The organism is Cupriavidus yeoncheonensis, assembly GCF_905397275.1.
Lineage (GTDB): Bacteria > Pseudomonadota > Gammaproteobacteria > Burkholderiales > Burkholderiaceae > Cupriavidus > Cupriavidus yeoncheonensis.
This window is the reverse complement of the sequence record NZ_CAJPUY010000002.1, coordinates 131,872-158,848: the sequence shown is the minus strand read 5'-3', so window position 1 is coordinate 158,848 and position 26,977 is coordinate 131,872. Positions and strand designations below refer to the sequence as shown.

Annotated in this window: 25 protein-coding genes, 1 other RNA gene and 1 riboswitch; of the genes, 15 read left to right on the top strand and 11 right to left on the bottom strand. The window is 66.9% G+C overall.

Annotated elements, in window-relative coordinates:
- Position 1 precedes the first annotated feature (1 nt).
- A complete protein-coding gene (lptG, locus tag KHO22_RS02970) occupies positions 2-1,156 on the bottom strand; it encodes an LPS export ABC transporter permease LptG (RefSeq protein ID WP_211945614.1) in 1,155 nt (384 codons plus the stop codon).
- The gene (gene lptF, locus KHO22_RS02965) at positions 1,153-2,274 is read right to left on the bottom strand and encodes an LPS export ABC transporter permease LptF (RefSeq protein ID WP_211945613.1); all 1,122 of its coding nucleotides are present in this window, start codon (positions 2,272-2,274) and stop codon (positions 1,153-1,155) included. The genes lptG and lptF overlap by 4 nt, the downstream gene beginning before the upstream one ends.
- A 165-nt stretch (positions 2,275-2,439) precedes the next feature.
- On the opposite strand from lptF, the gene KHO22_RS02960 reads away from it, so the two are divergent.
- From KHO22_RS02960 to KHO22_RS02950, 3 genes are read left to right on the top strand one after another with little or no spacing between them, the layout of a single operon-like run.
- The gene (locus KHO22_RS02960) at positions 2,440-3,972 is read left to right on the top strand and encodes a leucyl aminopeptidase (RefSeq protein WP_211945612.1); all 1,533 of its coding nucleotides are present in this window, start codon (positions 2,440-2,442) and stop codon (positions 3,970-3,972) included.
- A gap of 22 nt (positions 3,973-3,994) precedes the next feature.
- The gene (locus tag KHO22_RS02955) at positions 3,995-4,429 is read left to right on the top strand and encodes a DNA polymerase III subunit chi (RefSeq protein ID WP_211945611.1); all 435 of its coding nucleotides are present in this window, start codon (positions 3,995-3,997) and stop codon (positions 4,427-4,429) included.
- Positions 4,426-4,956 carry a hypothetical protein gene (locus tag KHO22_RS02950; protein ID WP_211945610.1) on the top strand — a complete coding sequence of 177 codons (531 nt, stop codon included), beginning with the start codon at positions 4,426-4,428 and terminating at the stop codon, positions 4,954-4,956. The genes KHO22_RS02955 and KHO22_RS02950 overlap by 4 nt, the downstream gene beginning before the upstream one ends.
- A gap of 247 nt (positions 4,957-5,203) precedes the next feature.
- On the opposite strand, the gene ilvD is transcribed toward KHO22_RS02950, so the two are convergent.
- The gene (gene ilvD / locus KHO22_RS02945) at positions 5,204-6,877 is read right to left on the bottom strand and encodes a dihydroxy-acid dehydratase (RefSeq protein ID WP_211945609.1); all 1,674 of its coding nucleotides are present in this window, start codon (positions 6,875-6,877) and stop codon (positions 5,204-5,206) included.
- Positions 6,878-7,022: 145 nt separating this feature from the next.
- Here ilvD and KHO22_RS02940 point away from each other — a divergent pair, with 145 nt between their 5' ends.
- Positions 7,023-7,970, top strand: a complete 948-nt coding sequence (locus KHO22_RS02940; protein ID WP_211945608.1) for a LysR family transcriptional regulator — start codon at positions 7,023-7,025, stop codon at positions 7,968-7,970.
- 17 nt (positions 7,971-7,987) lie between these two features.
- Positions 7,988-8,818: a prolipoprotein diacylglyceryl transferase gene (lgt, locus tag KHO22_RS02935; RefSeq protein WP_211945607.1), complete on the top strand. Its 831-nt coding sequence runs from the start codon at positions 7,988-7,990 to the stop codon at positions 8,816-8,818.
- Between the two features lie 18 nt (positions 8,819-8,836).
- Here the strand turns inward: lgt and KHO22_RS02930 are convergent, their stop codons facing one another.
- Positions 8,837-9,880, bottom strand: coding sequence for a M48 family metallopeptidase (locus KHO22_RS02930; RefSeq protein ID WP_211945606.1), 1,044 nt, complete (start codon positions 9,878-9,880; stop codon positions 8,837-8,839).
- A 51-nt stretch (positions 9,881-9,931) separates the two neighbouring features.
- On the bottom strand, positions 9,932-11,032 hold the full coding sequence (locus tag KHO22_RS02925) for a YjgN family protein (protein WP_211945605.1): 1,101 nt from the start codon (positions 11,030-11,032) through the stop codon (positions 9,932-9,934).
- A gap of 735 nt (positions 11,033-11,767) precedes the next feature.
- On the opposite strand from KHO22_RS02925, the gene KHO22_RS02920 reads away from it, so the two are divergent.
- The 5 genes from KHO22_RS02920 (at position 11,768) to KHO22_RS02900 (ending at position 17,469) form a co-directional block, all read left to right on the top strand.
- Positions 11,768-12,490 (top strand): GntR family transcriptional regulator, encoded by a 723-nt coding sequence (locus KHO22_RS02920; RefSeq protein ID WP_211945604.1) that lies wholly within the window; start codon positions 11,768-11,770, stop codon positions 12,488-12,490.
- The gene (locus tag KHO22_RS02915; protein ID WP_211945603.1) at positions 12,487-13,923 is read left to right on the top strand and encodes a malonyl-CoA decarboxylase domain-containing protein; all 1,437 of its coding nucleotides are present in this window, start codon (positions 12,487-12,489) and stop codon (positions 13,921-13,923) included. Before KHO22_RS02920 ends, KHO22_RS02915 begins: the two co-directional genes overlap by 4 nt.
- Positions 13,924-14,055: 132 nt before the next feature.
- A complete protein-coding gene (locus KHO22_RS02910; protein WP_211945602.1) occupies positions 14,056-15,057 on the top strand; it encodes a Bug family tripartite tricarboxylate transporter substrate binding protein in 1,002 nt (333 codons plus the stop codon).
- Between the two features lie 3 nt (positions 15,058-15,060).
- Positions 15,061-15,843 (top strand): enoyl-CoA hydratase/isomerase family protein, encoded by a 783-nt coding sequence (locus tag KHO22_RS02905; RefSeq protein WP_211945601.1) that lies wholly within the window; start codon positions 15,061-15,063, stop codon positions 15,841-15,843.
- 72 nt (positions 15,844-15,915) lie between these two features.
- Positions 15,916-17,469 (top strand): malonate--CoA ligase, encoded by a 1,554-nt coding sequence (locus tag KHO22_RS02900; RefSeq protein ID WP_211945600.1) that lies wholly within the window; start codon positions 15,916-15,918, stop codon positions 17,467-17,469.
- A 43-nt stretch (positions 17,470-17,512) separates the two neighbouring features.
- Here KHO22_RS02900 and KHO22_RS02895 read toward each other — a convergent pair whose 3' ends face one another.
- From KHO22_RS02895 to KHO22_RS02870, 6 genes are all read right to left on the bottom strand, one after another.
- A complete protein-coding gene (locus KHO22_RS02895; RefSeq protein WP_211945599.1) occupies positions 17,513-18,205 on the bottom strand; it encodes an SIMPL domain-containing protein in 693 nt (230 codons plus the stop codon).
- A gap of 101 nt (positions 18,206-18,306) precedes the next feature.
- Positions 18,307-19,119 (bottom strand): sulfite exporter TauE/SafE family protein, encoded by an 813-nt coding sequence (locus KHO22_RS02890; protein WP_211945598.1) that lies wholly within the window; start codon positions 19,117-19,119, stop codon positions 18,307-18,309.
- Positions 19,120-19,188: 69 nt separating this feature from the next.
- Entirely contained in the window at positions 19,189-19,629 is a 441-nt protein-coding gene (locus KHO22_RS02885) for an EVE domain-containing protein (RefSeq protein WP_230426730.1), read from the bottom strand.
- A gap of 167 nt (positions 19,630-19,796) precedes the next feature.
- Positions 19,797-20,014: non-coding RNA, 6S RNA (gene ssrS / locus KHO22_RS02880), on the bottom strand.
- Positions 20,015-20,282: 268 nt separating this feature from the next.
- Positions 20,283-20,624, bottom strand: coding sequence for a cell division protein ZapA (locus KHO22_RS02875; protein ID WP_211945596.1), 342 nt, complete (start codon positions 20,622-20,624; stop codon positions 20,283-20,285).
- Positions 20,621-20,947 carry a hypothetical protein gene (locus KHO22_RS02870; protein WP_211945595.1) on the bottom strand — a complete coding sequence of 109 codons (327 nt, stop codon included), beginning with the start codon at positions 20,945-20,947 and terminating at the stop codon, positions 20,621-20,623. Before KHO22_RS02870 ends, KHO22_RS02875 begins: the two co-directional genes overlap by 4 nt.
- Positions 20,948-21,144: 197 nt before the next feature.
- Positions 21,145-21,397, top strand: a riboswitch (cobalamin riboswitch).
- A 73-nt stretch (positions 21,398-21,470) separates the two neighbouring features.
- On the opposite strand from KHO22_RS02870, the gene KHO22_RS02865 reads away from it, so the two are divergent.
- The 5 genes from KHO22_RS02865 to cobT are packed head-to-tail and all read left to right on the top strand — an operon-like array spanning position 21,471 to position 26,977.
- Complete coding sequence (locus KHO22_RS02865; RefSeq protein ID WP_211945594.1) at positions 21,471-23,393, top strand: TonB-dependent receptor plug domain-containing protein; 1,923 nt, start codon at positions 21,471-21,473, stop codon at positions 23,391-23,393.
- An 18-nt stretch (positions 23,394-23,411) separates the two neighbouring features.
- The gene (locus KHO22_RS02860; protein ID WP_211945593.1) at positions 23,412-24,419 is read left to right on the top strand and encodes a FecCD family ABC transporter permease; all 1,008 of its coding nucleotides are present in this window, start codon (positions 23,412-23,414) and stop codon (positions 24,417-24,419) included.
- Positions 24,416-25,252, top strand: a complete 837-nt coding sequence (locus tag KHO22_RS02855) for an ABC transporter ATP-binding protein (protein ID WP_211945592.1) — start codon at positions 24,416-24,418, stop codon at positions 25,250-25,252. The genes KHO22_RS02860 and KHO22_RS02855 overlap by 4 nt, the downstream gene beginning before the upstream one ends.
- Positions 25,249-25,890 carry a cob(I)yrinic acid a,c-diamide adenosyltransferase gene (cobO, locus tag KHO22_RS02850; protein WP_211945591.1) on the top strand — a complete coding sequence of 214 codons (642 nt, stop codon included), beginning with the start codon at positions 25,249-25,251 and terminating at the stop codon, positions 25,888-25,890. The genes KHO22_RS02855 and cobO overlap by 4 nt, the downstream gene beginning before the upstream one ends.
- Positions 25,891-25,936: 46 nt before the next feature.
- Complete coding sequence (gene cobT / locus KHO22_RS02845; protein WP_211945590.1) at positions 25,937-26,977, top strand: nicotinate-nucleotide--dimethylbenzimidazole phosphoribosyltransferase; 1,041 nt, start codon at positions 25,937-25,939, stop codon at positions 26,975-26,977.

The window sequence follows — 26,977 nt, the reverse complement described above, 5'->3', positions numbered from 1 at the left end:
GTCAGTGACGATCCACCCAGCGCAGCGCCGTCAGTGCAAACAGCAGGTACAGCGTGCCGGGCACCAGTGCCGAGAGGATCGGCGGCCAGGTATGCAGCAGCCCCACGTGCGAAAACAGCGTATTCGACAGGTGGAAAGACAGCCCCAGCATGATCCCGCCGAACACCTTGACACCCACCGCGCCGGCACGTGCGTGCAGGTAGGCGAAGGGCAGGGCCAGGGCCATCATGACGAACAGGGTCAGCGGGTAGACCACCTTCTTCCAGAAGGCGATCTCGTAGCGCTGCGTGTCCTGCTTGTTGTCACGCAGGTGCCGGATATAGCGGAACAGGTCCAGCGTGGACATGCGTTCGGGCGTGACCAGCAGCACGGACAGGATCTGCGGGGTCAGCTCGGAATGCATGGTGATGCTGGGGAACCGCACCTGCTCGGCGCGGAACTCCGGCGCGAGCCCGTCGCCCGGCGCGCCGGGCGGCTTGCCCAGTTCGGAGAAGCGCGTCTCGTTGACGTCGCTGAGCAGCCACGACTGGGCGCCCTGGTAGCGGCCTTCCTTCACCACCCGGATGACGCGCAGGCGGTACTCGGCATCGAACTCGTAGACCGTAATGCCCGTGATGGTCTGGTCCGGCCGCAGCCCGGCCACGTTGACGAAGCGGGTGATCTCGCCGCTGCCGCTCGGATCCTTGTCGCGGTCCTTGACCCAGACGCCGGAACGGAAGTCCGACGATACCGTGGCGCCGATGGCTTCCAGCTTCACCTTCTGCGCGAACTGCTCGGCGCGCGGGCCGATGAACTCGCCGAAGATGAAGGTGATGAGGGCCAGCGGTACCGCCAGCTTGAACAGCGAAAACAGGGCCTGCCGCGTATTCAGCCCCGCCACCCGGAAGATCGTGTACTCAGACTGGCTGGCCAGCTGCGAAAAGACGTAGATTGCGCTGATCAGCACCGCGATCGGCAATACCTCATAGACGCGCGTCGGCGCCTGCAACACGACGTGGAAGAATGCGATCAGCGAGGTGTACTTGCCGTTGACGCTTTCCAGCTCATTGAGCAAATCGAAGAAAACGAACAGCGACAGCACCGCGAACAGGATGAAGATGAACACCCCATAGACCTGGCGCGCGAAGTAGCGCTCGTAGACACGCAGCAGCCTCATGCCGTGCCCCCCTTGGCGGGCGCGGGACGACGCCCGAACACGGCGCGCCAGCCACCGAGGCTGCGGTTCTGCCGGTAGCGGAACATCAGCAGCGCGGCCAGGAACACCACCAGGTGGATCGGCCACCAGGCCAGCCAGAACGGGACCGAGCCGGAGCGCACCCAGGACTGGGCCAGGTTGATCATGTTGCTGTAGGTCAGGTAGATCAGCACCGCGAACACCAGCGGCGTGTAGCGGCCGAGCCGCGGGTTCACGTACGCCAGCGGGATGGCGATCATCACGAAATTGAAGGCAAGGATCGGCAGCGAAATGCGCCAGAGCAGCTCGCCGAGGTTCTCGCGTGTGGGATTGCGCAGCAGGTCGATGGTGTTGCGGCTCTTGGGCGGCTGCTCGTTCTGGCTTTCAGGTGGCTTGTTGTCCACCTTGACGGCATAGCGTTCGAATTCGACGATGCGGTAGTCGATCTGGCCCGGCGTGCCGGCATAGCGGCGGCCGTTTTCCATGACCACCAGGCGGTCGCCATTGGGCATGGTCTCGAACTTGCCCTTGTGGGCCAGCGCGACCCCGACCTTGTTGGCCTCGGCATTGGCGACGAAGACGTTGCGCGCGTACTCCATGTTGCCGTCGATGCCTTCGATGAACAGCACGTAGTTGCCGTTGGACGGCTCGATGAAGCGTCCCGCGGCAATCATCGACAGCACGCCGCGCTGCTCGAAGCGGTCGCGGAACAACGCGCTCTGCTGGTTGGCCCACGGCCATGCGAACACGCCGAGCAATAGTGCCAGCAGGATGAAGGGCGCCGCGAACTGCAGCACCGGCTTGACCAGGTCGCGCAGCGAGATGCCGGCCGAGAACCACACCACCATCTCGGAGTCCTTGTACCAGCGCGTGAGCACGATCAGCGTCGAGATGAACAGCGTGGCCGAGAGCAGGATGGACAGGTAGCCGATGGTGGCCAGGCCGATCAGGATCAGCACGTCGTTGGGGCTGGCCTTGCCATTGGCGGCCAGGCCCAGGATACGGATCACAAGCGACGTGAGCATGAAGGTCAGCATCACCAGGAACACCGCGCCGGCGGTGTAGGCGAGCTCGCGTCGCAGGGCTTGTTGAAGGATCATGCGGTGTCGGTTCCGGACTGCCGGCCGGCGCGGGCGATGTGCCGTGTGCGAAGTGCCTCGCAGGACAGCGGGCTGGCGGCGGGGCGGATCGGCAGCGGCAGGTCGCTGGTAAAAATCGCGGATAATGGAGGCTTTCGTGTCTACAAGCCCCTAGAAGGAAGCGCGATGGAATTTAGCACAAAAGCCCTGGATTGGAGTAAAGCCGGCCAAAATGGTTTCCTGGCGACCAAGACCGACTGCCTGGTGGTCGGTGTGTTCGAAGGCCAGAATCTGGCGGGCGTGGCCAAAGCCCTCGACGTGGCAACCAAGGGCTTGGTCGCACGGTTGCTGAAGCAGGGCGACTTCGAAGGCAAGCGCGGCACGCAGCTCACGCTGCACGAAGTGGCCGGCGTGGGTGCTGCCCGCGTGCTGCTGGTCGGGCTGGGCAAGGAGGCGGACTTCAGCGACAAGGCGTTTGCCGAAGCCGTGCGCACGGCCGTGCGTGCCTTGTCGGCCACGCGCGCCACCTCGGCGCTGTGGTGCCTGTCCCAGCAGCCGCCGCAGCAGCGCGACATCGGCTGGGCGGTCATTACCACCATCACGCTGGTGCGCGATGCCGGCTACCGCCTGCTGGAGCGTCACCCGGGCCTGAAGCGCCCCAACGGCAAGCCGGGCGCCGCCGACAAGCCGACCCTGCGCAAGGTGGTGCTGGCCGTGGACGCCAACGATGCCAAGGCCGCGACCCAGGCCGTGGTGCGAGGCACGGCCATTGCCAACGGCATGGAACTGACGCGCGACCTGGGCAACCTGCCGTCCAATATCTGCACCCCGACCTACCTGGCCAACACGGCGCGCGCCATTGCCAAGCGCCACAAGCTCAAGGCGGAAGTGCTCGGCCGCAAGCAGATCGAAGCGCTGAACATGGGCTCGTTCCTGTCCGTGACCAAGGGCAGCGTCGAGCCGCCGCAGTTCATCGTGCTGCGCTATGACGGCGCGGGTGCCAAGCAGGCGCCCGTGGTGCTGGTGGGCAAGGGCATTACCTTCGATACCGGCGGCATCTCGCTCAAGCCGGGCGAGGGCATGGACGAAATGAAGTACGACATGTGCGGCGCGGCCTCGGTGCTGGGCACGCTGCAGGCCGTGGCCGAGATGGGCCTGAAGCTCAACGTGATCGCCGTGGTGCCGACCTGCGAAAACATGCCCAGCGGCGTGGCCACCAAGCCCGGCGACGTGGTGACCAGCATGTCCGGCCAGACTGTCGAGATCCTGAACACCGACGCCGAAGGCCGCCTGATCCTGTGCGACGCGCTGACCTACGTAGAGCGCTTCAAGCCGGCCGCCGTGATCGACGTTGCCACGCTGACCGGCGCCTGCATCATCGCGCTGGGCCACATCAACAGCGGTCTCTACGCCCGCAGCGATGCGCTTGCGGACCAGCTCCTGCAGGCCGGCCGCAAGTCCATGGACACCGCCTGGCGCATGCCGCTGGACGACGAGTACCAGGACCAGCTCAAGTCGAACTTCGCCGATATGGCCAATATCGGCGGCCGTCCGGCCGGCAGCGTGACCGCCGCCTGCTTCCTGGCGCGCTTCACCGAGAAGTACGACTGGGCCCACCTGGACATCGCAGGCACGGCCTGGAAGAGCGGCGCGGCCAAGGGTGCCACCGGCCGTCCGGTGCCGCTGCTGGCGCAGTTCCTGATGGATCGCGCCGCCTGACGGGCGCAAGGGGCAGGCAGTCATGACGCGCATCGATTTCCACAGCAACGTGCCGGACAAGCTGGGCTATGTCTGCCGGCTGGTCCGCAAGGCGTACGGCGCCGGCCAGAAGGTGGTGGTGCACGGCCAGCCGCCGCAGCTCGCGGAACTCGACGCGCGCCTGTGGACGTTCTCGCCGCTGGATTTCCTGCCGCACTGCGGCGTGGACAGTCCCAACGCGGCCGTCACGCCGATCGTGCTGGCCGCCCGGCTGGACGACTTGCCGCACCACCAGCTGCTGATCAACCTGGACGCGCAGGCACCGGCGCAGTTCGCCAGCTTTGAACGCCTGATCGAAGTGGTGGGCGCCGGCGCCGAAGACCGCGAGGCCGGGCGCGAACGCTACCGCTTCTACCGTGAGCGCGGCTATCCGCTGACGCACCACGACCTCAGCCAGCCCAAGGGAGATTCCGCATGAGCGAACGCACGACCTCGCGGGTGATCCCGCGGCTGGGGCCGAACGACAGCATTCCGCTGCTGACCGAGGTGGTGGACTTGCCGGATGCCGCTGCGACGCCCTCCGATGCCGGTGTCATCGATACCGCGGGCATGGCCGAATCGGGCGTGGTCACGCACGTGGGCGACACCGGCGAGCCCGATGCGCTGGCCATACCGGTCCTGACCGATGAGCTGGACGACGGCGACACGGCTTTGCCGGTGACCGAGCCTGAGGACAACGCCTTGTCCGGCCGCTACCTGTCCGATGCGCCCGGAGAAGACGACTTGCGCGCAGTGCGCACCGAACTCCTGACGCGCGTCATGATGCGGTTCCGCACCGAGTGGCCACAGGTGGTGGAGGCGCATACCGAGGCCACGCTGCGCGCGCGGCTGGCGCCGCTGACGGCGCAGCTTGCGGCCGAGCTGACACAGGCGCTCGAGGCGCGGCTGGTGGAATGGCTCGATGCAACGCTGGAGGAGATCGAGAGGGATCCGGGGGGGATGTGAGGGGGGATTGGGCGGTGGTTCCCTGGTCGGGGTTGGCGCTTCGTGCTTGGCAGGCGGGGTTGTTTCGCTGGGGTAGCCGATAGGGGTTTGATTGGCGTGTCGTGCTTGGCAGGCGCTGCTGTTTCGCCGGCGTAGCCGGCGAAAGGCAGCGTCCGCCAAGAACGACAACCGGTCAAGTTAAGACTCGCCGGCTACGCCTGGCGAAACAGCGGCACCTACAAGGACCCCGCCAGCCAGACCAATCCCCTCAATCCGTCACCGCCCCCTTGCTAGCGGTCGACGCCAGCCGGGAAAACTTGGCCAGCACGCCCCGCGTGTAGCGCGGTGCCGGCTGCTTCCAGCCGGCCCGGCGGCGTGCCAGTTCTTCGTCGGACACATTCACCTGCAGCAGCAGCTTGTGTGCATCGATGGTGATCGAATCCCCTTCCTGCACCAGCGCAATGGTGCCACCCACGTACGCTTCGGGCGCGACGTGGCCGACCACCATGCCCCAGGTGCCTCCCGAGAAGCGGCCGTCGGTGATGAAGCCGACCGACTCGCCCAGGCCCTTGCCGATGATGGCCGAGGTCGGGGCCAGCATCTCTGGCATGCCCGGTCCGCCCTTGGGCCCCAGGTAGCGCAGCACCAGCACGTCGCCGGCGTTGATCTTGTCGGCCAGGATGGCGTCCATGGCGCTCTGCTCGTCCTCGAACACGCGCGCCGGGCCGGTGATGACCGGGTTCTTCAGGCCGGTGATCTTGGCGACCGCGCCTTCCTCGGCCAGGTTGCCCTTCAGGATGGCCAGGTGGCCTTCGGCGTAAAGCGCCTTTTCGATCGGCATGATCACGTCCTGGTCGGCGCGCGGCTGGTCGGGCACGTGCTCCAGTTCCTCGGCCAGCGTGCGGCCGGTGATGGTGAGGCAATCGCCGTGCAGCAGCCCCGCCTTCAGCAGGATCTTCATGACCTGCGGGATGCCGCCGGCCTTGTGCAGGTCGGTGGCCACGTACTGGCCCGACGGCTTCAGGTTGCAGATCACCGGCACCTTGCGGCGGATGTGCTCGAAGTCGTCGATGGTCCATTCGACTTCGGCCGAGTGCGCAATGGCAAGGTAATGCAGCACGGCATTGGTCGAGCCGCCGGTCGCCATGATCAGGCTGACCGCATTCTCGATCGACTTGCGCGTGATGATGTCGCGCGGCTTGATGTCCTTCTTGACGGCCTCGACCAGCACGCGCGCCGACTCGGCCGCGCTGTCGACCTTTTCCTGGTCGGGGTTGGCCATGGTCGACGAATACAGCAGCGACATGCCGAGCGCCTCGAATGACGAACTCATGGTGTTGGCGGTGTACATGCCGCCGCAGGAGCCGGTGGACGGGCAGGCGTTCTGTTCCACGCCCTCGAAGTCTTCCTTGCTCATGCGGCCGGCGGTGAATTCGCCCACGGCCTCGAACGACGACACGATGGTCAGGTCCTTGCCTTTCCAGTTGCCCGGCCGGATGGTGCCGCCGTAGACGTAGATGCCCGGCACATTGGTGCGTGCCAGCGCGATCATGCCGCCCGGCATGTTCTTGTCGCAGCCGCCGATCACGACCACGCCGTCCATCCACTGGCCCTGCGCGGCGGTCTCGATGCAGTCGGCAATGACCTCGCGCGAGATCAGCGAGTACTTCATGCCTTCGGTGCCCATCGACATGCCGTCGGAGATGGTGGGCGTGCCGAATACCTGCGGGTTGGCGCCGGAGGCCTTCACGGCGTCGATCGCGGCATCGGCCAGGCGCTGCAGGCCGGCGTTGCACGGCGTGATCGTCGAATGGCCATTGGCGATGCCGACCATCGGCTTGTCGAAGTCCTCCTTCTTGTAGCCGAGGGCGTAGTACATCGAGCGATTCGGGGAACGGGCCACGCCTTGCGTGATGTTCTGGGAGCGCTTGTTGAATGCCATGGTGGGGGTCTCCGGGGGATGTTTCTCGGCCGCCGCCGCGCGGCGCAGGCAGAGCGATGTTTGCCGAAAGAATGCGACTTGCATTTTGGCGTGTCAAATATATTATTTGACCGCTATTGAGTCGAAAAACATATCAGGAGCGCCATTGGACCTGCGCCAGCTGCGGTACTTCGTCACGGTGGCGGAAGAGTTGCATTTCGGGCGCGCGGCCACGCGGCTGGCCATGACGCAGCCGCCGCTTTCGCAGCAGATCCAGGCGCTGGAAGACGCAATCGGCGTGCAGCTGTTCGCGCGCACGCGCCGTTCGGTGATGCTGACACCCGCCGGGCAGCAGTGGCTGCCCGAGGTCCGGCGCGTACTGGCCGATGCGGCGGCGCTGCCGGGGCTCGCGCAGCGGTTCGCGCGCGGGGAGATCGGCTCGCTCGCGCTGGCGTTCGTCAGTACGGCCGACTACGGCATCCTGCCCGACCTGCTGCGGCGCTTCCGCGCGCAGCATCCCGAGGTCCAGCTGCAGTTGCGCGAGGCTACCAGCGACATCCAGCTCGAGGCGCTGATCGACGGCAGCATCGACGCCGGGCTGGTCATCCGCCCGCAGTTGCCGGCCATGCCGCGCGGCCTGTCCTACCTGCCGCTGGTCAGCGAACCGCTGGTGCTGGCCGTGCCGGACGGCTGGCGGCCCGCGCACGGCGCCGCACCGGCCGATGGCAAGGTCTCGCTGCGCGACGCCGCGCAGGAACCGCTGATCATTTTCCCGCGACGAAGCGCGCCGGTGTTTTATGACATCATTACGGGCTACTATGCGCGCGACGGCTTGTCGCCAGTGATCGCGCAGGAAGCCATCCAGATGCAGACCATCGTGAGCCTGGTGTCTGCGGGCATGGGGGTGGCGCTGGTGCCGGCCTCGCTCTGCAACCTTCGCCGCACCGGCGTGTCGTACCTCGCGTTGCGCGAGGCGGGGCCGCAGATCGAGACCGGCCTGGTCTGGCGCGAAGGCGCCGCCGGCGTCGCGCCGGCGCTGCGGTCCCTGATCGACATCGCGAGCGGGCTGGCATCTGCGGGATCTGCGGTATCCGTGGCTGCCGGGCCTTTATAACTTCCACCCACCTCACCATGCTGATTCATCCCCAATTCGATCCGGTCGCCATCCATCTTGGCCCGCTTGCCATCCGCTGGTACGGGCTGATGTACCTGGCCGGGTTCATCATGTTCCTGTGGTTCGGGCGCCTGCGCATCCACCAGCCGCATATGGCGGCGAAGGGCTGGGTGACGCGCGATCTCGACGACATGCTGTTCTTCGGCGTGCTGGGCGTGATACTGGGCGGGCGGCTCGGCTATGTGCTGTTCTACAAGCCGTCGTACTACCTCGCGCATCCGCTTGAGATCTTCAAGGTGTGGGAGGGCGGCATGGCCTTCCATGGCGGCTTTCTCGGGGTGCTGGTGGCGATGTGGCTGTTCGCGCGCCTGCGCAAGCGCCACTGGCTGGAGGTCACCGACTTCATCGCCCCCATGATCCCGTGCGGGCTGGCAGCAGGGCGCATCGGCAACTTCATCAACGGCGAGCTGTGGGGCCGGCCCACGGACCTGCCTTGGGGCATGATCTTCCCGCAGGCGGGCGACAACATTCCGCGCCACCCGTCGCAGCTCTACCAGTTCGCTGGCGAAGGCGTGGCGCTGTTCATCATCATCTGGCTGTTCGCCCGCAAGCCGCGGCCGATGGGCGCGGTGTCCGGCGTGTTCCTGATCGGCTATGGCTGCTTCCGCTTTGCCGCAGAATTCGCGCGCGAGCCGGACAATTTCCTGGGCCTGCTGGCGCTGCACCTGTCCATGGGCCAGTGGCTGAGCCTGCCGATGATCCTGATCGGGATTGCCATGGTGGTGTGGGCTTATCGCAGGCAGGCGCGTTCCGCCGATGAGCAGCCTGTGGCGGGATCGGGCGCCTGACAGGTCGTCCGCGCGCGGTCAGGAGCCTGCCGCGCGCAGTGCCTCGATCCGTTCGCGCGTGTGCGGGTGCGTGGAGAGGAAATCGTCCAGCGCAGGTTCTTCCGCCCTGGCGCCGGACGCGGGTTCGTTCTTCTGCGCGACACGGTTCTGGTTCTCGAGCGCGACCAGGACATCGGCGAGCGCTGACGGCGGCAGCCGGTTGCGCTGCATGATCTCGATGGCATAGGCATCCGCCTCGCGTTCGTGTTCGCGTGAATAGCGCAGCGTCAGCATCGCGGCGGGCACGCCCGCCAGCACCGAAGAATAGTCGCCGAACATATAGGCCGCCAGCGCGCCGACCGCCGAGGCCTGGATGACCTGCTGCAGGCCGTGGCGTTGTGCGATATGGCCCGCCTCGTGTGCGAGCACCCCGAGCATGCCGGCGCCCGTGCCGGCCAGCCCCACCAGTTCGTCCGTGACCACGATGGTGCCGCCGGGCAGGGCCAGCGCATTGGCGCCCAGGCGCCCGCCGCGGCGGAACACGATCTGGTAGTCATGGCCTGGATCGTCGGGCCGCTTCAGCCCGGCGAAGCCCGTGCGGATGCGCGCCTGTTCCGCGGGCGGCAGGCGCGTGGGCTCGACCAGCCCGTTGTCCAGGCTTGTCAGCGTGGCGCGGCCGAGCTGCGCCTCGAGCGCGGGCGGTACTGCCTGCGCGATATGCGACGCCCCCCACGGCAGCACTACGTAATAGCCGAGCACGAACACGGCAACCAGCGCAGCCACTGCCATGCCCGCCATGCGCCAGCTGTTCTGCGCCTTGACCACCCAGCCTTCCTGATGCCCCGTCTCGGCGAGCAGCCGGTCGAACCCGGCGTGGTCGCTGACCTGGCAGAAGGCGCCGTCCGCGAACGTGACCAGGCGCGGCGCGCGCCGTACCCGCTCCGATACGCGCAGCGACGACAGCGCCGCGCGCCGCAGTTCCGCGCCATCGGCATCGCGCAGCACGGCCTGCCCGGCGTCCACGGCCAGTGTGGCCGGGTGCGCTCGCGAAGAGCGGCCATCGAAGTAGGTGACGGGAATCATCGGCGCAATTTCATCGGTGAGTCATTTCGGGCTCCGGCTGCGCACGCAGGATCACAGCGCAATGTCGATGTCGTACCAGTCCGCCGCGGCATCGCCGAGCGCTCCCACGCTCTCGGCCTGGCCCGCGACGAAGGCGTCCAGCGGAGCGCGCGCCAACAGCGACATGCACTCCACGCGATAGCGTGCGGACCTGACCCGTGCAAATGGCAGGAACAGGCCCAGGGTCAGTGCGATGCCAATCATGTTCGTCAGGAAAATATAGAACAGACGGCCTGCATTCACTTCGCTGCGCAAGCCGTGCGGGACCAGCGTGGTGTGGTTCCAGACAAGGTTCTGCAGCGAGGCATTGAAGTACGGGCCCACGGCCAGCACGGCGACATAGATGCCGATGGTGCCGAACAAGCCCGCCAGCACCGCGGCGCCACGGCCCGAACCGGCGCCGGCACCCAGCGCGATGCCGCCGACCACGGCGACCAGCACGACCACGATCGTCATGGCGAAGGTGCGCAGGTACACGCCATAGAACGAGCCAGCCGACGCATCGAATGCAAAGGGCGCCGTGCCGAAGCGCGTGTGGTTGTGCTGGTAGTGCTTCAGGCGCTGATGCGCCAGCGGTGCCAGCGCGCCGAGCGTGAACACCGTCAGCAGCGGCCACAGCACGAACACCTTGTACGCGTCGGCATCGCCGCCAGTGAAGGCGAAACGCAGGCCGCGATAACTCGAGTTCGCCATGCGGAAGCGCAGCGACCGCACCAGCAGGAGCGGGAATACCGCGGCCAGCGCCAGTGCCAGCACGACTGCCAGCATCGGCGACACCTTGCCGGCAAGCTGGAATGCGAGCGCCAGCACGAACACGATGGCGCGTCCCTTGAGGATGGCCGCCGGCTTGCCGTGATAGTCGAACGTGGCGCCGTCCAGGCTGGTATTGCGATAGAAGTACTGCAAGGTGCGGACCTTGGCCCACGCGGAATAGATGCCGAACGTGACGATGGTCAGGAGCGTGTTGACGATCCAGATCCGGAAATACTCCGATCCTGTGCCAGTGAAGGCGAGCCGCAAGACGATGGGCTCCACCGGGCGTGTCGCCGGAGGCTGCCCGCTGTCGGGCGTTTCAGGGTAAGCGGGGACTGCGCTGGTGTCGCCGGTCTGCATGGTCGGAATTCCGGTCGGGTGGGATCGCGGACATGGTGCCGCGTTGTTTCATGGGCGCAACCAATTTGCGTGTGTCGATTGTGCCTTACTCCACATAATGTTGGCGGTTGAACTGGCAAATTCGCCACAAATGCCAATGTCTACCGCGCGCACCAAAACTCGCGGCATGCCGCCCGCACGGCGTTGGTCGTAACAAGCGAGAAACATTCTGTTACATCGATAGGGTCTTGTAACAAGTTTCTCATTATCGACCTCAATAAAAACAATGGTTTATCGTTCGTGGCACGATCCTCGCTAACCCTTCTGTTACAACAAGAGCGGGCCATGCCGAGGCCCGCCAGGACGGCGCCAGGGAGGACCTGCGGGTCAGGCAGGGGGCACCGGACCGCCAACGACGGCAGACGGGAAAATCTGCGCACACATCAGTGTGCGACAACAGGGGGGGCGCAGGGTCGGCGCCGGAAGTCAATGACCCACGCGGGACGATGCCATGCAGGCAGCGACCCTGCGATGACATAGTCCGCAGCTGTTCTTTCAGGCGCGGGTGGATGCTGGCGGGGAGGCCTGGCATCCACCCGCCGCACCTCTTCTCATTCCCCGAATCGACCTCGCAGATCCATCAGTCGTTGCAGCGCAGCATCGAAATGCCTTGCCTGAGACTTCCGCTTATTCATAATTATGAATTATGGAGCCACCTGCACAGGATGGGTCCGGACCGATCCCTGGCGGAGGCTTATGCGTATCGTCCAGCAGGCGCTGTATCTGGAAGTGGCGGACCGCATGCGCGGCATGATCGACGCGCACGCGCTCGTCCCCGGAGCATGGATCGACGAAAGCACGCTCGCCGGCCAACTCGGCATTTCGCGCACGCCGCTGCGTGAAGCGCTCAAGGTGCTTGCCGCCGAAGGCCTGGTTCGCCTTGAGCCGAGGCGCGGCTGCTTCGTCAACGAGCTGTCCGAGCGCGATCTCGACGAGATCTTCCCGCTCATGGCGCTGCTGGAAGGACGCTGCGCGTACGAGGCCGCGCGCAATGCGACCACGCAGGACCTGGAGGCGCTGGAAGGGTTGCACGCCGAGCTTGCGCGGCATGCCGGCGCGGGCGATATCGATGCCTACTACGAAACCAATTTCCAGATTCATGAAGCGATCCAGCGGCTGGCCGGCAACCGCTGGCTGTCGGGGCTGATCAGCGACCTGCGCAAGGTGCTGCGCCTGTCGCGGCACAAGAGCCTGAAGCTGCCGGGGCGCATCAATGAGTCCTGTGCCGAGCACCTGAGCATTTTCTCGGCGCTCAAGGCGCACGACCCCGACGGCGCCGAGGCCCTGATGAAGACCCATCTGCTGCGCCAGCGAGTTGCACTGACGGCCCTGTCGGTGCCGGACCGCACCGCCCAGGCCGAAGCGGCCGCGCTGCACGCGTTCCCGAACTCATCACGCACCCAGGCAGGTACCCCATGAGCTCCCTCGACTCCGGCGACCAGAAGATCAGCGCCCCGCTGGGCGTCAGCGAACCGTCGGGCCCCAACCTGTTGTCCAGGATCGGACGCTGGTGGGGCCGCAAGGGCGATGCCGATGCGACGCCGGCACCGTCCAAAGATGCGGAGGCGGCGCCATTGCCCGCGCGCGTGGCACGCCGCCAGCGTGAACAACTGCGGCTGTGCCTGGAGGCGCGGCTGACAGACGGCAATGCCAACGCCGCCGCCCAGGCCTGGCAGGCCGAGTACGAAGCCGCGGACGAGGGCCGACGTCGCGGCATGCTCGAAGTGCTGGCAGAAGTGGCCGGTGGTACGGTCTCCGAAGACGGCTCCGCGGACGCAGACAAGCCCGGCAAGCCGGCGCGCGGCGGCTCGGGGCCGGGTCAGTCCAATGCGCGCATCCGCTTCTTCAAGCGGCTGGCCGCGCTGCATGGCCAGAGCGGCAATAGCGCCTGCGGCCTGCATTTCCTGATCCACCTGCGTGCCGACATGCTGCGCTGGCAGCGGCGCATTGCCGGCTTGCGCGTGCTCGATGAAGACCTGGAAGCGCTGTTCTCCAACTGGTTCGATGTCGGCCTGCTGGAACTGCAGCCCATCACCTGGGACTCGCCGGCCTCGCTGCTCGAGAAGCTGATCCGCTACGAAGCGGTGCACGAGATCTCGTCGTGGACGGACTTGCGCAACCGCCTCGATTCCGACCGTCGCTGCTATGCATTCTTCCATCCGCGCATTCCGCGCGAGCCGCTGATTTTTGTCGAAGTGGCCTTCGTGCCCGAGATGGCGGCCAATGTCCAGACGCTGCTCGACGAGGCCGCGCCGCTGGAAGACCTGCGCCGCGTGAAGTGGGCCATTTTCTATTCGATCTCGAATACGCAGGCGGGCCTGCGCGGCGTGAGCTTCGGCAACTTCCTGCTCAAGCGCGTCATCGAGGAGCTGCAACGCGAGTTTCCCAAGGTCAGGCAGTTCGCTACGCTATCGCCGATTCCCGGGTTTGCCGACTGGCTGCGCAGGCAGGACGGCACCGCCGTGGCCGACGCGCTGGGTGCAAGGCGCCTGGCGCGCTGGCAGGACCGGCACGGCCCGGCGCCGGCCGACGGCGCGGGCTGGCTCGCGGCGTTGCCGCCCGATTCCCAGGACGCCGTGGTGCGCGACACCGCGTTGTCGCTCGCCGCGCATTACCTCGTGCGCGAGCGCAGCCAGTCCATGCCCGCGGACCCGGTGGCGCGCTTCCACCTGGGCAACGGTGCGTGCGTGGAACGGCTGAACTGGGGCGGGGACCTGTCGCGAAAAGGCTGCATGCAGTCGTGCGGCATGATGGTGAATTACCTTTACGCGCCCGAGGCACTGGATGACAATCTAGCGCGCCTTGGCGAAGGCAACCCGCGCATCAGCCGTGCCGTGGGAAAGCTGCTGTGACTCTGGTCAGGTCACACAAGACATGCCATGGCCGCGCCGTTCCCTGAACGCAGGGGATGGCAGTTGTCGGGACTTACAACAAGCGGCATCCGGATCAACTTTCCACTTCGAGAGAAAGAGGAGACAGTGAAGATGAATCGTCGTCAGTTCAGCCTGGCCGCGTGCGCGCGCGCCGCCGTCGTGGTCGCTGGCCTTGCCGGCATGGCATGGCAGGCACCGTCCGCGCTGGCGGATACCTGGCCGTCCAAGCCGGTCACGGTGATCGTGCCTTTCCCTGCAGGCGGTGGCACCGATGCCTTCGCCCGCCCGCTGACCGCGCAGCTTTCCAAGCAGATCGGCAAGCAGTTCGTCATCGACAACCGCGGCGGCGCTGGCGGCACCGTGGGCGCGAGCCTGGCGGCCAAGGCCGCGCCGGATGGCTACACGGTCTTCATCGGCGGTGCGCACCACGCCATCGCGCCGTCGTTCTACAAGAAGCTCGACTACGACATCGAGAAGGACTTCATCCCGGTCACCGTGATTGCGCAGCCGCCGCAGGTCGTGGTGGTGAACCCGTCGCGCGTGCAGGCCAACAACCTGAAGGAACTGCTCGACTATGCCCGCAAGAATCCGGGCAAGCTGAACTACGGGTCGGCGGGCAATGGCTCGTCGCACCACCTGGCGGGCGAACTGTTCAAGCTGCAGACCAAGACCTTCATCACGCATATCCCGTACAAGGGCGCGGGCCCGGCGCTGTCGGACCTGATCGCCGGCCAGGTGGACATGATGTTCGACGGCCTTGGCTCGTCCGCGCAACATATCCGCGCGGGACGCATCAAGGCCCTGGCGGTGGCATCGGCCAAGCGCTCGCCGGCATTCCCGAACGTGCCGACCGCGGCGGAGGCGGGCGTGCCGAACTACGAGGTGTCGACCTGGTACGCAATGTGGGTGCCCAAGGGCACGCCGAAGGAGATCGTCGACCGCCTGTACACCGAGACCGAGAAGGCGCTGAACACGCCGGAGCTCAAGCAGGTCTGGATCAGCAATGGCTCGGAAACGCCGCAGTTCACGCAGGAGCAGTTCGCCCAGTTCCAGCGCAGCGAGATCAAGCGCTGGGCCCAGGTGGTGCAGGCCTCGGGCGCGAGGATCGACTGAGCGATGAGCGGTACGGTCCAGTTCGCTGTCGAAGGTACGACGGCCACCGTCACGCTGTCGCACCCGGGCAAGCTCAACGCGATCTCGGCGCAGATGTGGCAGGCGCTGGCCGACGGCTTCACGCAGCTGTCGGCCGACCCTTCGCTGCGCTGCGTGGTGGTGCGCGGCGCCGACGGCAATTTTGCCGCCGGCGCCGACATTGCCGAGTTCCCCGCCGTGCGCGGCGACGAGGCCGCGGTGCGCCGCTACCATATGGAGATCATCGCTCCGGCGCTGGCGGCCATTGCCGGGTGCCTGCACCCGACCGTGGCGATGATCGAGGGCGTGTGCGTCGGGGGCGGGCTGGAGATTGCCTGCCATTGCGACCTGCGCATCGCGGCGGACAACAGCCGCTTCGGCGTGCCGATCAACCGGCTCGGCTTTCCGATGGCGCCGGGTGAACTGCAGGGCCTGCTCGCGCTGGCCGGGCGTGCCGTCGCGCTGGAGATCCTGCTCGAAGGCCGCGTCTTCGATGCGGCCGAGGCGCGCGACAAGGGCCTGCTGACGCGCGTGGTGCCCGCGGCCGGACTGGCGGCCGAGATCGATGCCACGGTGCGCAGGATCACGGCCGGGGCACCGGTCGCGGCACGCATCAACAAGGCGACGATCCGCCGCCTGTCGCCCCAGCCCGAGCCTTTGACCGCCGAGGATCTGGCCGCACATTTCGCCTACGCCGAGGGCGGCGACCACGCCGAAGGCGTGACCGCCTTCCTCGCGCGCCGTCCCCCGCGCTTCGAGGGGAACTAGCGCGTTTCCGCATTACAATCGCCCATTGATTTTCGCGCCCGGATTCCGGAAGCCCTTGTCTTCATCCGCACCATGAACGCCAACCTGTTCGCTCTGTTCGAAACGCGCTTTCCCGCCGACCGCACCGCCTGCTGCATCGAAACGCACGACGGCCTGTACTACAGCTGGGACGATCTCGACCGCGCCACCGCCAAGCTGGCCAACCTGCTGACCGGCCTGGGCCTGCCTGAAGGGGCGCGCGTGGCCGTGCAGGTGGAGAAATCGCCCGAGGCGCTGTTCCTGTACCTGGCCACGCTGCGCGCCGGCTATGTCTACCTGCCGCTGAACACGGCCTACCAGGAAGCGGAGATCGACTACTTCGTCGGCAATGCCGAACCGTCGGTGGTCGTGTGCAGCAGCAAGAATTTCGCCTGGGTATCGAAGGTGGCGTTCCGCCACGGCACCAGCTACGTCTTCACGCTCGACGAAGACCGCTCCGGCTCGCTGCTGTCGCGCGCCGCGGCGCGACCCGATACGTTCGAGACCGTGCCGCGCGCCGACGGCGATCTGGCCGCCATCCTCTATACGTCCGGCACCACCGGCCGCAGCAAGGGCGCGATGCTCACGCATGGCAACCTGGCATCGAACGCGCAGACGCTGCATGAATACTGGGGCTGGCGCAGCGATGACGTGCTGCTGCACATGCTGCCGATCTTCCACGTGCACGGCCTGTTCGTGGCATCGCACGGCGCGCTGCTGGCCGGTGCCAAGATGATCTGGGCGCCCAGGCTCGACATGGCGCAGGTGCTGAAATTCCTGCCGCGCTCCACCGTGATGATGGGCGTGCCGACTTACTACGTACGCATGCTGCAGGAGTCGCGCTTCGACGACGATACCTGCCGCCGCATGCGGCTGTTCGTGTCGGGTTCGGCGCCGCTGCTGCTGGAGACCTTTGAAGAGTTCCGCAAGCGCACGGGCCACACCATCCTCGAGCGTTACGGCATGAGCGAGACCGTGATGCTGGTCTCCAACCCCTATGACAGTGCACTGGGCGAGCGCATCGGCGGCACTGTCGGCATGCCGCTGCCCGGCGTGTCGGTACGCGTGGTCGATGGCGAGGGCAAGCCCAGCGCGATCGGCGAGATCGGCAATATCGAGGTCAGGGGCCCGAACGTGTTCAAGGGCTACTGGCGCATGCCGGAGAAGACGCGCGAGGAATTTACCGCGGACGGCTGGTTCAAGACCGGCGACGTGGGCCGCTATGGCGGAGCCATCGTCAGCCAGGCAGGCGAGCGTGCGGTGCCCGGCAACTACGTGACCATCGTCGGCCGCAGCAAGGACCTGATCATCTCCGGTGGCTACAACGTCTATCCGAAGGAGATCGAGAGCTTTATCGACGAGATGCCGGGCGTGGCCGAAAGCGCGGTGATCGGCGTGCCGCATGCCGATTTCGGCGAGGCCGTGGTGGCCGTGGTGGTGAAGAAGCCCGGCGTCGAACTCGATGAGGGCGAGTTGATCGGCACCCTGAAGGGACGCATCGCCAACTTCAAGGTGCCCAAGCGCGTGCACGTGGTGGACGAACTTCCGCGCAACACCATGGGCAAGGTACAGAAGAACGTGCTGCGGCAGCAGTTCGCCGCGCTCTGAGGGGCGGTGAGGCGGCCTGCCGGCGCGGCCGGCCGCCCGGGTTTTACTTGAGCATCTGCACCGAACCGTTCACCGACACGGTGACCTGCGTCTTGCCGCCCTCGACGGGCACTGGCGCCGCGGAGTCGGACATCATGGCCTTGGCGGCGCCATACATGCGTGGCATCGGCGGCACCACGCCGCTCTCGTTCACGTTCACTTCGCGGATCGTATAGCTGCTGTAGCCGAACAGCTTCGAGGCGGACTGCGCCTTTTCGCGGAAGGCGCCCACGGCCTGCTCGGTCAGCTTGCCTTCGGCGGCCTGGCGCGCTTCGCGCGACAGCGAGAAGGCGATGCCCTGTACCTGCATCTGGTTGGCCAGTTCACCGGCCAGCTTCGACACGGCCGCAAAATCGCGCGATTGCAGGATGACTTCGGAACGGCCGCGCCAGGTGCTGATACGGCCATTGCGGTCGGTGCTCGGACGGATCGTGAAGCCACCCGACTCGGCTTGCACGCCGGGCGTGCGCTTGGCCTGGCTGATGACGGCCTGCGTGCGGGTCGAGAGCTGCGACGAGATCGCGCCCGGTTCCGCGCCTTCCTGCTCCGCCGCCAGGGTCAGGTGCACGACGTCGGTCGGCACTTCGGTCACGGCCTGTGCCGAGAGCGACAGCACGCCGGCCGGCGCCGGCATGCTCTGCGCGGATGCGACCAGCGCCGAGGTGCCGAGCAGGGTGGCTGCAAGCAGTTGTTTCATCTTGTTCTCCCAGTCAAAGTGATGGGTATGAGACGCAGTCGCCTCGCAATCGTTCCCTGCACTACCGCGTACGCATATACAGCCGACATACAGCCGACGCGTCAGAATGCCTTCCAGGCCTTCCAGAACATGTAGCTGGCCAGACAGAGCAGCAGGACCGCGAACGCTTTCCTGAGCTGCGCCACGTCCATGCGGTGCGCGGTGCGCGCGCCCAGCGGTGCGGTCAGCACGCTGGTGACGGCAATGGCCACCAGCGCCGGCAGGTAGAGATAGCCGAGCGACCCGGCCGGCAGGCCCGGCTGCTGCCAGCCGCTCCAGATGTAGCCGATCACGCTGGCCACCGCAATCGGGAAGCCCAGCGCGGCCGAGGTGGCCACTGCATTGTGGATGGGCACATTGCACCAGGTCATGAACGGTACCGAGACAAAGGCGCCGCCCGCCCCGACCAGGCTGGACAGGAAGCCGATCGCCGACCCCGCGCCCACCATGCCCGGCGTGCCCGGCAACTGCCGGCTTGGCTCGGGGCGCCGGCTGCGCAGCATCTGCAGCGCCGAGAAGCCGACGAAGCAGGCGAACGCCAGCGAAAGCCAGCTCGTCTTGAGCGCGGCGAACACCTTGCCGCCGCCGATCATGCCGCCCAGCAGGATCCCCGGTGCCAGCGCCAGCACGATCGGCCAGCGCACCGCGCCGCGCTTGTGATGGGCGCGCACCGACGACAGCGAAGTGAACAGGATGGTGCCCATCGACGTGGCGATGGCCATATGCACAATGGCCTCGCCGGCAAAGCCGAGGCTGGTGAACAGCAGCGTCAGGAAGGGCACCATCATCATGCCGCCGCCCACGCCGAGCAGGCCGGCGCAGAAACCGGTAAAGGCGCCCAGCGCGAGCAGGGCGGGAATCAGGGCAAGGCTCATGGGAAAGGAAAACGCCGCGTCGCGTGTGGTTGTACTGGTGATGGACATCCGCCGGTCCGGCGGCGCGACTCAGCCCATCAGCCGCGTGGTGATGAAGCGCCATTCGGCCGGCGTGACCGGCGTGATCGACAGCCGGTTGCCGCGCCTTAGCACGACCATATCGGCCAGTTCTTCGTGCGCGCGCAGTTCGGCCAGCGGGATCAGTGCGCTCTTGCGCACGAACTTCACGTCGACGAGCTGCCAGCGCGGCTCGTCAGCCTTGGACGCGGCATCGAAGTAATCGCTCTTGCGGTCGAACTGGGTCGGGTCGGGGTAGGGCTGCGAGCAGACCTCGGCGAGCCCCGCAATGCCGGGCTCCGGGCAGGACGAGTGGTAGAACAGCACGCCGTCGCCGATGCGCATGACGTCGCGCATGAAATTGCGCGCCTGGTAGTTGCGCACGCCGGTCCACGGCAATGTCCCTTCCCTGGCGAGGGTATCGATGCTGGCCTCGTCCGGTTCGGACTTCATCAGCCAGTATTGGCGGGCACGTGCGGGCGCTTTTTCTGTGCGGCTGTTCTCTGCGCGGCTCATGGCAATCGGGGATGCGGGCGTTCTGGAAAACGCGCTGCACGCGCGACGCGGCAGCGCCCGGCAAGAAAAAAGGCGGTGGTCTGTGAAAACCACCGCCTTTTTGAGGGGTCCCCGCCTCGGCCGTTGGGTCGGCATCCTGAACCCAAGTGAGGTTCAGAGTGGCTGCGGAAGTCGTATTTCGGGTACATCACCTATTCAGGGAGTCCAAGCCAGGCCCGGACTATGAATGTAGCGACGCGCTCGCCCATACGACATGATCCCGCACCATGCGATGCATATCGGTTCAAGGAGTTTATGACCCTCGCGAACCAGGCAGGGAAACTGTCAAACGTCTGACGCTCCGGACATCCCGACGTGACCAGAATTCGGACTCGCGGGCGGGATGTCAGACGTTTGCCGTTTCTAACTAGGATGGGATGAGAACGGCGGCCAGGCGCGATAACCCGGCCATTTTGCTGCACATCTGTGGTGCCTCGTGCAGTCTGGCTACACTATACACCTCGATGTGTTGCATACCAAGTCCACCCGACCGCATCGTTACATTTTGCTCGACAGCGCACATCCAGCGCACATGCGCGTGCGGGCCGCGCTCAGTTCGGCTGTGCCTGCGTGCCCGTGCCGACATGCGCGTACTGGCGCAGGGCCTCGTCGGCGCGCTCGTTGAGTTCGCGAATGCGCGCGCGGATGGCATCCACGGGGATTGCGCCATCCGACTGCTGCTTGCGCTGCAGGGCCAGCAGGTCTGACGCGATGCTGATCGCCGCCATCACCGCCACGCGCTCCACGCCCTTGGCCGAGGCGTTGTTGCGCAGCTTGTTCATCTGCGTGTCCACCAGCGCCACGGCGTCCAGCAGCGCGGCCTCGTTCTCGGGCGCGATCGCGAAGCGGTAGGGCTGGCCGGCGATGTTCACTTCGACTTGCTTGTTGCTCATGCGTGTTCTCCGGAGGCCTTGTGCGCGACGCGTTCCTGGGCCGACGACCCGGTGTCTTCGCCGAGCAGGTCGAGCTGGCGCGAATCGCCCGCGGTGGGCAGCTTGTCCAGGATGGACTGGATGCGCTGTTGCGCTTCCTCGATCTTGATATTGAGCAGTTCGCGATCGGCGGCCATGGCTTCGCGCTCGCCGCGCAACTGTGCGGCCTCGCCTTCCAGGCGCGCGATTTCGTCGCGCAGCCTCTGGTTCTCCGCCGCCAGGGTGTCCGCGTGATGGAGCACGCGTCCGATCTTGGCGGCCAGCTGTTCGAGTTCGTTAAGCATAGGGCCTGTCATGGTGAAAGGTGTCAGGTATCGGGATTCTAGCCGAAGCGTCGTCGCGCACAATGAAAGGCAAGGCGGGTGTGACCGCCATGACGCGCGGAAGTTGCCCGCTTCTGCGCCGAAATCACCGTTTGTGCGCCATTTGCGCGTCGACAAGGGCGGTCGGGGGCCGCATTGACTCGGCTAGGGAAACTGCCTACACTCGCGCTCGTTCCAGGTGCTCGCCATTTCGCCCAAGGCAAGTGGCAGTTCAACGGGAAACAGGGAGCCGCGGCCGACAGACTGCTCGGCCAGGCCAACCTGTGCTGCCCCCGCAACGGTAAGCGGCCGCGATACCTGTCCACACGCGGTATCGCAGGGCTGGCCCATTGCCACTGAACCACAAGCGTTCGGGAAGGCGGCCAGCCTGGCGCCGTCAGCCCGGATACCGGCCTGAACGCGGGCTGCCGCCCATGCGCGGCACGCCTCATCGCCATCTGGCCCGCGGGGGAACGGGTCTGGCTGTCCTATCCATTCCTGCATCATGCGTTCATCGCTTTACAGGTCGAACCGTCCGGCGCTGCCGACGGTGCGTCCGTCCGTGGCTGCCGTACTGGCTGCCCTGTCTTCCCTTGTCCTGAATCCCGCCGTGGCACAGACCGAGGCCCCGGCCGTGTCCCAGCCGGCCGCCGACGCGGCGCCCGCGCAACTCACGCAACTCGCGCCGGTGGTGGTCACGTCGACCCGCACGGCGCAGCCGCTCACCGAGGCCCTGCCGCACACCACGGTCGTGACGCAGGAAGACATCGTCAATTCGCAGGCACCGGACCTGCGCACGCTGCTGCGCAACCAGGCCGGCGTGGAGCTCACCACCAATGGCGGCATGGGCACGAACACCTCGCTGTTCATGCGCGGCGCCAATTCCAACCAGACGCTGATCCTGATCGATGGCGTGCGCGTGTCGTCCGTGAGCAGCGGCACCGCCCAGCTGGCCAACATCCTGCCCGACCAGATCGACCATATCGAAGTGGTGCGCGGCAACGTGTCGGCGCTGTACGGCTCGGACGCGATCGGCGGCGTGGTGCAGATCTTCACCAAGAGCGGTGCCGGCCAGGCACCGGCGGCAAACGCGCAGGTCGAATACGGCAGCAACAACACGCGCCAGGGCACGGTCGGATACGGCGGCCAGATCGACGATACCTCGTTCAACGTGACCGGCTCCGCGTTCAAGACCGACGGCTTTTCGTCGATCAACACGCAGCAGGCGCCGCGCGCCAACCCGAACGACAACCCGTACGAGAACCAGAGCGTGTCGGCGCAGGTCAAGCACCGCTTCACGACCGACTGGGACGCGGGCGTGGCCGGCTACTACTCGAAGAGCAAGCTGTCGTACGACAGCAGCTTCGGCCGGCCCACCGACGACAACCGCTCCAACAGCGATCTGTACACCGTATCGGCCTTCGTCAATGGCAAGGTGCTTCCCGACTGGGCCACGCACTTCAAGCTCGCGCAGAGCGAGGACCGCAGCGAGAACTTCCTGAATGGTGCGAACAACGGCACCTTCAACACGCGCAACCGCCAGTTCAACTGGCAGAACGAGTACGCGCTGGCCGCGACGCACACGCTGCTGTTCGGCACCGACTACCTGCAGCAGGAGCTCGATTCCAGCTCGTACGTCGCGCCCTCGCGCAATGTCTTCTCGGTGTTCGGCGGCTATGACGGGCGCTTCGGCAAACACCAGCTGCAGCTCAATGGCCGCAACGACCACTATTCGGATTTCGGCAACCAGGGCAGCTTCTTTGCCGGCTATGGCTACAACCTGACCGAGGCGTTCAAGCTGATCGCCAATGTCAGCAACGCCTTCCGTGCGCCGACTTTCAATGAGCTGTATTTCCCGGGGTTCGGCAATCCGAACCTGCAGCCCGAGCGCGCCAAGTCGGCCGAAGCCGGCGTGCAGTACAACACGCCGCAAACCGGCCTGCTGCGCGTGACGGCCTTTGAAACGCGCTACAGCGACCTGATCGTCACGGTGGCGCAGCCGAATGGCTTGTTCCTGCCGAGCAACGTCAACAAGGCCAAGGTACAAGGCCTCGAAGCCTCCTGGCGCGCGACGCTGTGGAACACCGATGTCGGGGCCAGCGTCACGTTCCAGAATCCGGTCGACGAGCAGAGCAACACCCAGCTCGTGCGCCGCGCGCGCCGGCATGCCGCGTTCGACGTGGGCCGCAACTTCGGCAACTGGCGCTTCGGCGGCGAGTGGCTGCTGTCGTCGTCGCGCCTGGACGCGGGCTCGCGCACACTGGGCGGATACGGTATCGTCAACCTCAACGCGCGCTACAACATCGACAAGCAATGGTTCGTTGCCGCCCGGGTGGAAAACCTCTTCGACAAGAACTACCAGCTGGCCTTCCCGTACAACACGCAGGGCCGGGCCGGCTACATCACGCTGGGCTGGCGCCAGAAATGACGGGCCGCGTGGCGCGCCATGTCTGAGTTCCGGCGCGCCCTGGCGGTATGGCTCGCGCTCGCGGCGGCGGCAGGTGCGGTGTTCCTGCTGTCACTGGCGCTGGGCAGCGTGCGTCTGGATGCCGGCCAGCTCTGTCAGGCGCTGAGCGGGGCCGACACAGGCACCGCCGGTGCCATCGTGCGCGAGCTGCGCCTGCCGCGCGCCGCGGCGGCGTTTGCGTGCGGCGGACTGCTGGCCTTGTCCGGTGCGCTGATGCAGGTGCTGCTGCGCAACCCGCTGGCGGAGCCCTATGTGCTGGGCGTATCCGGCGGCGCCGCCACCGGCGCGCTCGGCGCGATGCTGCTGATGCTGCCGCTGTGGGGCGTGCAGGCTGGCGCCGCGGGCGGCGCGCTGCTGTCGATGGTGCTGGTCGCCACGCTGGCGCGGCGCGACCTGTTGCATCCTCAGGTGCAGGGCGGCCACCATGAGGCCGGCGCGCGCCTGCTGCTGACCGGCGTGATCCTGGCTTCGGGCTGGGGCGCGCTGATCACGCTGATCCTTGCCATCGCGCCCGAAGCGCGGCTGCGCGGCATGCTGTTCTGGCTCACGGGCGACCTGGGCGGGACCGCCGAATACGGTGCCGCGCTCGCCATGCTGGCGCTGGCGGTGCTGCTGGCCATGCCGATGGCGCGCTCGCTCAACGTGATGCTGCTCGGCGAGACCGTGGCGCAATCGCTGGGCGTGCGCGTGGGACGCGTCCGGCTGGCCACGTTCGTGCTCGCTTCGCTGTCGATCGCCGTGGCCATCACGACCGCCGGCTCCATCGGCTTTGTCGGCCTGGTGGTGCCGCATCTGGTGCGCCTTGCCTGGGGCAACGACCAGCGCCTGCTGCTGCCGGCCTCGGCCCTGCTGGGCGGCGCGCTGCTGATGGCCGCCGACCTGATCGCCCGCACCGTGATTGCGCCCGCGCAGCTGCCGGTGGGCGTCATCACCGCGCTGCTGGGCGTGCCAACCTTCCTTTACCTGCTGCTGCGGAGGCCGCGATGACGCCATGGTCCGAACCCGTGGCCGCATGCCCGACGCTGGCGCTCCACGACGTCAGCCTGCGCACCGGCACCCGCGTGCTGCTCGGGCGCCTGTCGCTGCAGATCGCGCCGGGCCAGCTCTGGTGCGTGGCCGGACCCAACGGTGTGGGCAAGTCAACGCTGATGGCGGTGCTGTCCGGCCTGCGCCGCGCGGATGCCGGCGCTGCCAGCCTGGACGGCACGCCGCTGGAGCGCCTGTCGCCGGCCGCGCTGGCCCGCCAGCGTGCCTATCTGCCGCAGGCGGTGCATGACACCTTCTCGATGTCCGTGCTGGATGCCGTGCGCGTTGGCCGCCATCCGCACCTGTCCGGCTGGGGCTGGACCGGCCGGGACGACGATGCCGTGGTGCGCGCCGCCATCCACGCCATGGATCTCGACACGCTGTCCGCACGCGATGTGCTGACGCTGTCCGGCGGCGAACGCCAGCGCGCGGCGCTGGCCGCCGTGCTGGCGCAGCAGGCGCCGCTGCTGCTGCTCGATGAACCGGTCTCGCACCTGGACCTGCGCCACCAGATCATGGTGCTCGAAGCATTGGCGGCGCTGGCTCGCGCCGGCCGCCACGCCATCGTCGTGATCCTGCACGACCTGAACCTGGCCCGCCGCTACGCCACCCATGCGCTGCTGATGGCGGAAGACGGCACCGCGCTGCATGGCCCGGCGCAACAGGTGCTGACCCCCGAACAATGCTCGCGCGCGCTGCGCACGCCGATCGTCAGTGTGACTGACGGCGTCCACACCGCGCTGATTCCAGATGGAGTTCCCCGTCCGGCGGGGACATCACCCGACTTGCCATGAACGACAAACCGACAGAACAGAACGACGGCCAGGACGACGCTGGCCGCGATGCGCGCCACAAGGCACGCATGGTCCGCAAGAAGGAAGTGGTCGACGCGAAGATTGCCGCCGCGCAGGACGAGCGCGGCGTGATCGTCGTCACCACCGGCAACGGCAAGGGCAAGTCCAGCTCGGGCTTCGGCATGGTGGTGCGCGCGCTGGGCCATGGCATGCGGGCCGGCGTGGTGCAGTTCATCAAGGGCGCGCAGCCCACCGGCGAGGAAATGTTCCTGCGCCGCTTTCCCGAAGCGTGCGCCTTCCACGTGATGGGCGAAGGCTATACCTGGGACACGCAGGACCGCGCGCGCGACGTGGCCAAGGCCGAAGCGGCCTGGGAAGTGGCCCGCGGCATGCTGCGCGACCCGTCGATCGGACTCGTACTGCTCGACGAACTCAACATTGCGCTCAAGCTGCACTATCTTGATGTGGAGCAGGTCGTTGCCGACCTGCGCGCGCGCGCGCCGATGCAGCACGTCGTGGTCACGGGCCGCGGGGCGCCGCCGGCCCTGGTGGAAGCCGCCGACACCGTGACCGACATGGTCCCGGTCAAGCACGCTTTCCAGCAAGGCATCAAGGCGCAGCGCGGCGTGGAGATGTAGCGGTACACTGCGGCCGGTCCGTTCTTACTCGTACTCATTGCGCATCATGATGTTCCCGGAAATCGCCCCTCTCGACGACGCGCTGCGTCCGGCCCTGCGGGCCGCCATCGACGACAAGACCAAGCCGCTCGGCGCGCTCGGCCGCCTGGAAGACCTCGCCATGCAGATCGGCCTGATCTGCGGCACTACGCAGCCTGCGCTGAAACGCCCCACCGTGATCGTCTTCGCGGGCGACCACGGCGTGGCTGACGCCGGCGTGAGCGCCTATCCCGCCGAAGTCACCGCGCAGATGGTGCTGAACTTCCTGAAGGGCGGTGCGGCCATCAATGTGTTCTCGCGCCTGCACGGCATTGCGCTCGAAGTCGTCGATGCCGGCGTGCGCGCGCCGTTGCCCGCTTCGCCGGGACTGGTCAATTGCCGGATCGCCGACGGTACGCAGAACTTTGCCGAAACGCGCGCCATGAGCATGGAGCAGGCCAGCGCGGCGATGATGGCCGGCATGGCCCGTGTGCTGCGCGCCGCGCAGCAGGGCTGCAATGTGATCGGCTTCGGCGAGATGGGCATCGCCAATACCTCGTCCGCGGCCTGCCTGATGAGCCGGCTCACGGGCCTGCCGCTGGCCGACTGCATCGGCCGCGGCACCGGGCTCGACGACGACGGCCTCGCGCGCAAGCGTGAAGTGCTCGAACGCGCGCTCGCCCTGCACGCGGACGCCGTGGCACCGCTGGATGTGCTGGCCGCGTTCGGCGGCTTCGAGATCGCGATGATGGCCGGTGCCTTCCTGGCCGCCGCGGCAAGCCGCATGGTGATCCTGGTCGATGGCTTCATTGCCTCGGCCGCGCTGCTGGTGGCGCAATCCATTGACGCCCGCGTGCTGCATTACTGCGTGTTCTCGCACTGCTCGCACGAGCGCGGCCATCGCGCGCTGCTCGACCATTTTGAGGCCGAGCCGCTGCTGGCGCTGGATCTGCGCCTCGGCGAGGGGACCGGCGCGGCGCTGGCGTGGCCACTGGTGGCCTCCGCCGCGGCCTTCCTGAACGAGATGGCCACCTTCAGCGGCGCCGGTGTCAGCGGCGCTTCGGCCTGA

Coding starts and splice junctions, on each gene's coding strand:
- lptG (WP_211945614.1), bottom strand. CDS start 1,156: ATGAGGCTGCTGCGTGTCTACGAGCGCTACTTCGCGCGCCAGGTCTAT.
- lptF (WP_211945613.1), bottom strand. CDS start 2,274: ATGATCCTTCAACAAGCCCTGCGACGCGAGCTCGCCTACACCGCCGGC.
- KHO22_RS02960 (WP_211945612.1), top strand. CDS start 2,440: ATGGAATTTAGCACAAAAGCCCTGGATTGGAGTAAAGCCGGCCAAAAT.
- KHO22_RS02955 (WP_211945611.1), top strand. CDS start 3,995: ATGACGCGCATCGATTTCCACAGCAACGTGCCGGACAAGCTGGGCTAT.
- KHO22_RS02950 (WP_211945610.1), top strand. CDS start 4,426: ATGAGCGAACGCACGACCTCGCGGGTGATCCCGCGGCTGGGGCCGAAC.
- ilvD (WP_211945609.1), bottom strand. CDS start 6,877: ATGGCATTCAACAAGCGCTCCCAGAACATCACGCAAGGCGTGGCCCGT.
- lgt (WP_211945607.1), top strand. CDS start 7,988: ATGCTGATTCATCCCCAATTCGATCCGGTCGCCATCCATCTTGGCCCG.
- KHO22_RS02930 (WP_211945606.1), bottom strand. CDS start 9,880: ATGATTCCCGTCACCTACTTCGATGGCCGCTCTTCGCGAGCGCACCCG.
- KHO22_RS02925 (WP_211945605.1), bottom strand. CDS start 11,032: ATGCAGACCGGCGACACCAGCGCAGTCCCCGCTTACCCTGAAACGCCC.
- KHO22_RS02920 (WP_211945604.1), top strand. CDS start 11,768: ATGCGTATCGTCCAGCAGGCGCTGTATCTGGAAGTGGCGGACCGCATG.
- KHO22_RS02915 (WP_211945603.1), top strand. CDS start 12,487: ATGAGCTCCCTCGACTCCGGCGACCAGAAGATCAGCGCCCCGCTGGGC.
- KHO22_RS02910 (WP_211945602.1), top strand. CDS start 14,056: ATGAATCGTCGTCAGTTCAGCCTGGCCGCGTGCGCGCGCGCCGCCGTC.
- KHO22_RS02905 (WP_211945601.1), top strand. CDS start 15,061: ATGAGCGGTACGGTCCAGTTCGCTGTCGAAGGTACGACGGCCACCGTC.
- KHO22_RS02900 (WP_211945600.1), top strand. CDS start 15,916: ATGAACGCCAACCTGTTCGCTCTGTTCGAAACGCGCTTTCCCGCCGAC.
- KHO22_RS02895 (WP_211945599.1), bottom strand. CDS start 18,205: ATGAAACAACTGCTTGCAGCCACCCTGCTCGGCACCTCGGCGCTGGTC.
- KHO22_RS02890 (WP_211945598.1), bottom strand. CDS start 19,119: ATGAGCCTTGCCCTGATTCCCGCCCTGCTCGCGCTGGGCGCCTTTACC.
- KHO22_RS02885 (WP_230426730.1), bottom strand. CDS start 19,629: ATGAAGTCCGAACCGGACGAGGCCAGCATCGATACCCTCGCCAGGGAA.
- KHO22_RS02875 (WP_211945596.1), bottom strand. CDS start 20,624: ATGAGCAACAAGCAAGTCGAAGTGAACATCGCCGGCCAGCCCTACCGC.
- KHO22_RS02870 (WP_211945595.1), bottom strand. CDS start 20,947: ATGCTTAACGAACTCGAACAGCTGGCCGCCAAGATCGGACGCGTGCTC.
- KHO22_RS02865 (WP_211945594.1), top strand. CDS start 21,471: ATGCGTTCATCGCTTTACAGGTCGAACCGTCCGGCGCTGCCGACGGTG.
- KHO22_RS02860 (WP_211945593.1), top strand. CDS start 23,412: ATGTCTGAGTTCCGGCGCGCCCTGGCGGTATGGCTCGCGCTCGCGGCG.
- KHO22_RS02855 (WP_211945592.1), top strand. CDS start 24,416: ATGACGCCATGGTCCGAACCCGTGGCCGCATGCCCGACGCTGGCGCTC.
- cobO (WP_211945591.1), top strand. CDS start 25,249: ATGAACGACAAACCGACAGAACAGAACGACGGCCAGGACGACGCTGGC.
- cobT (WP_211945590.1), top strand. CDS start 25,937: ATGATGTTCCCGGAAATCGCCCCTCTCGACGACGCGCTGCGTCCGGCC.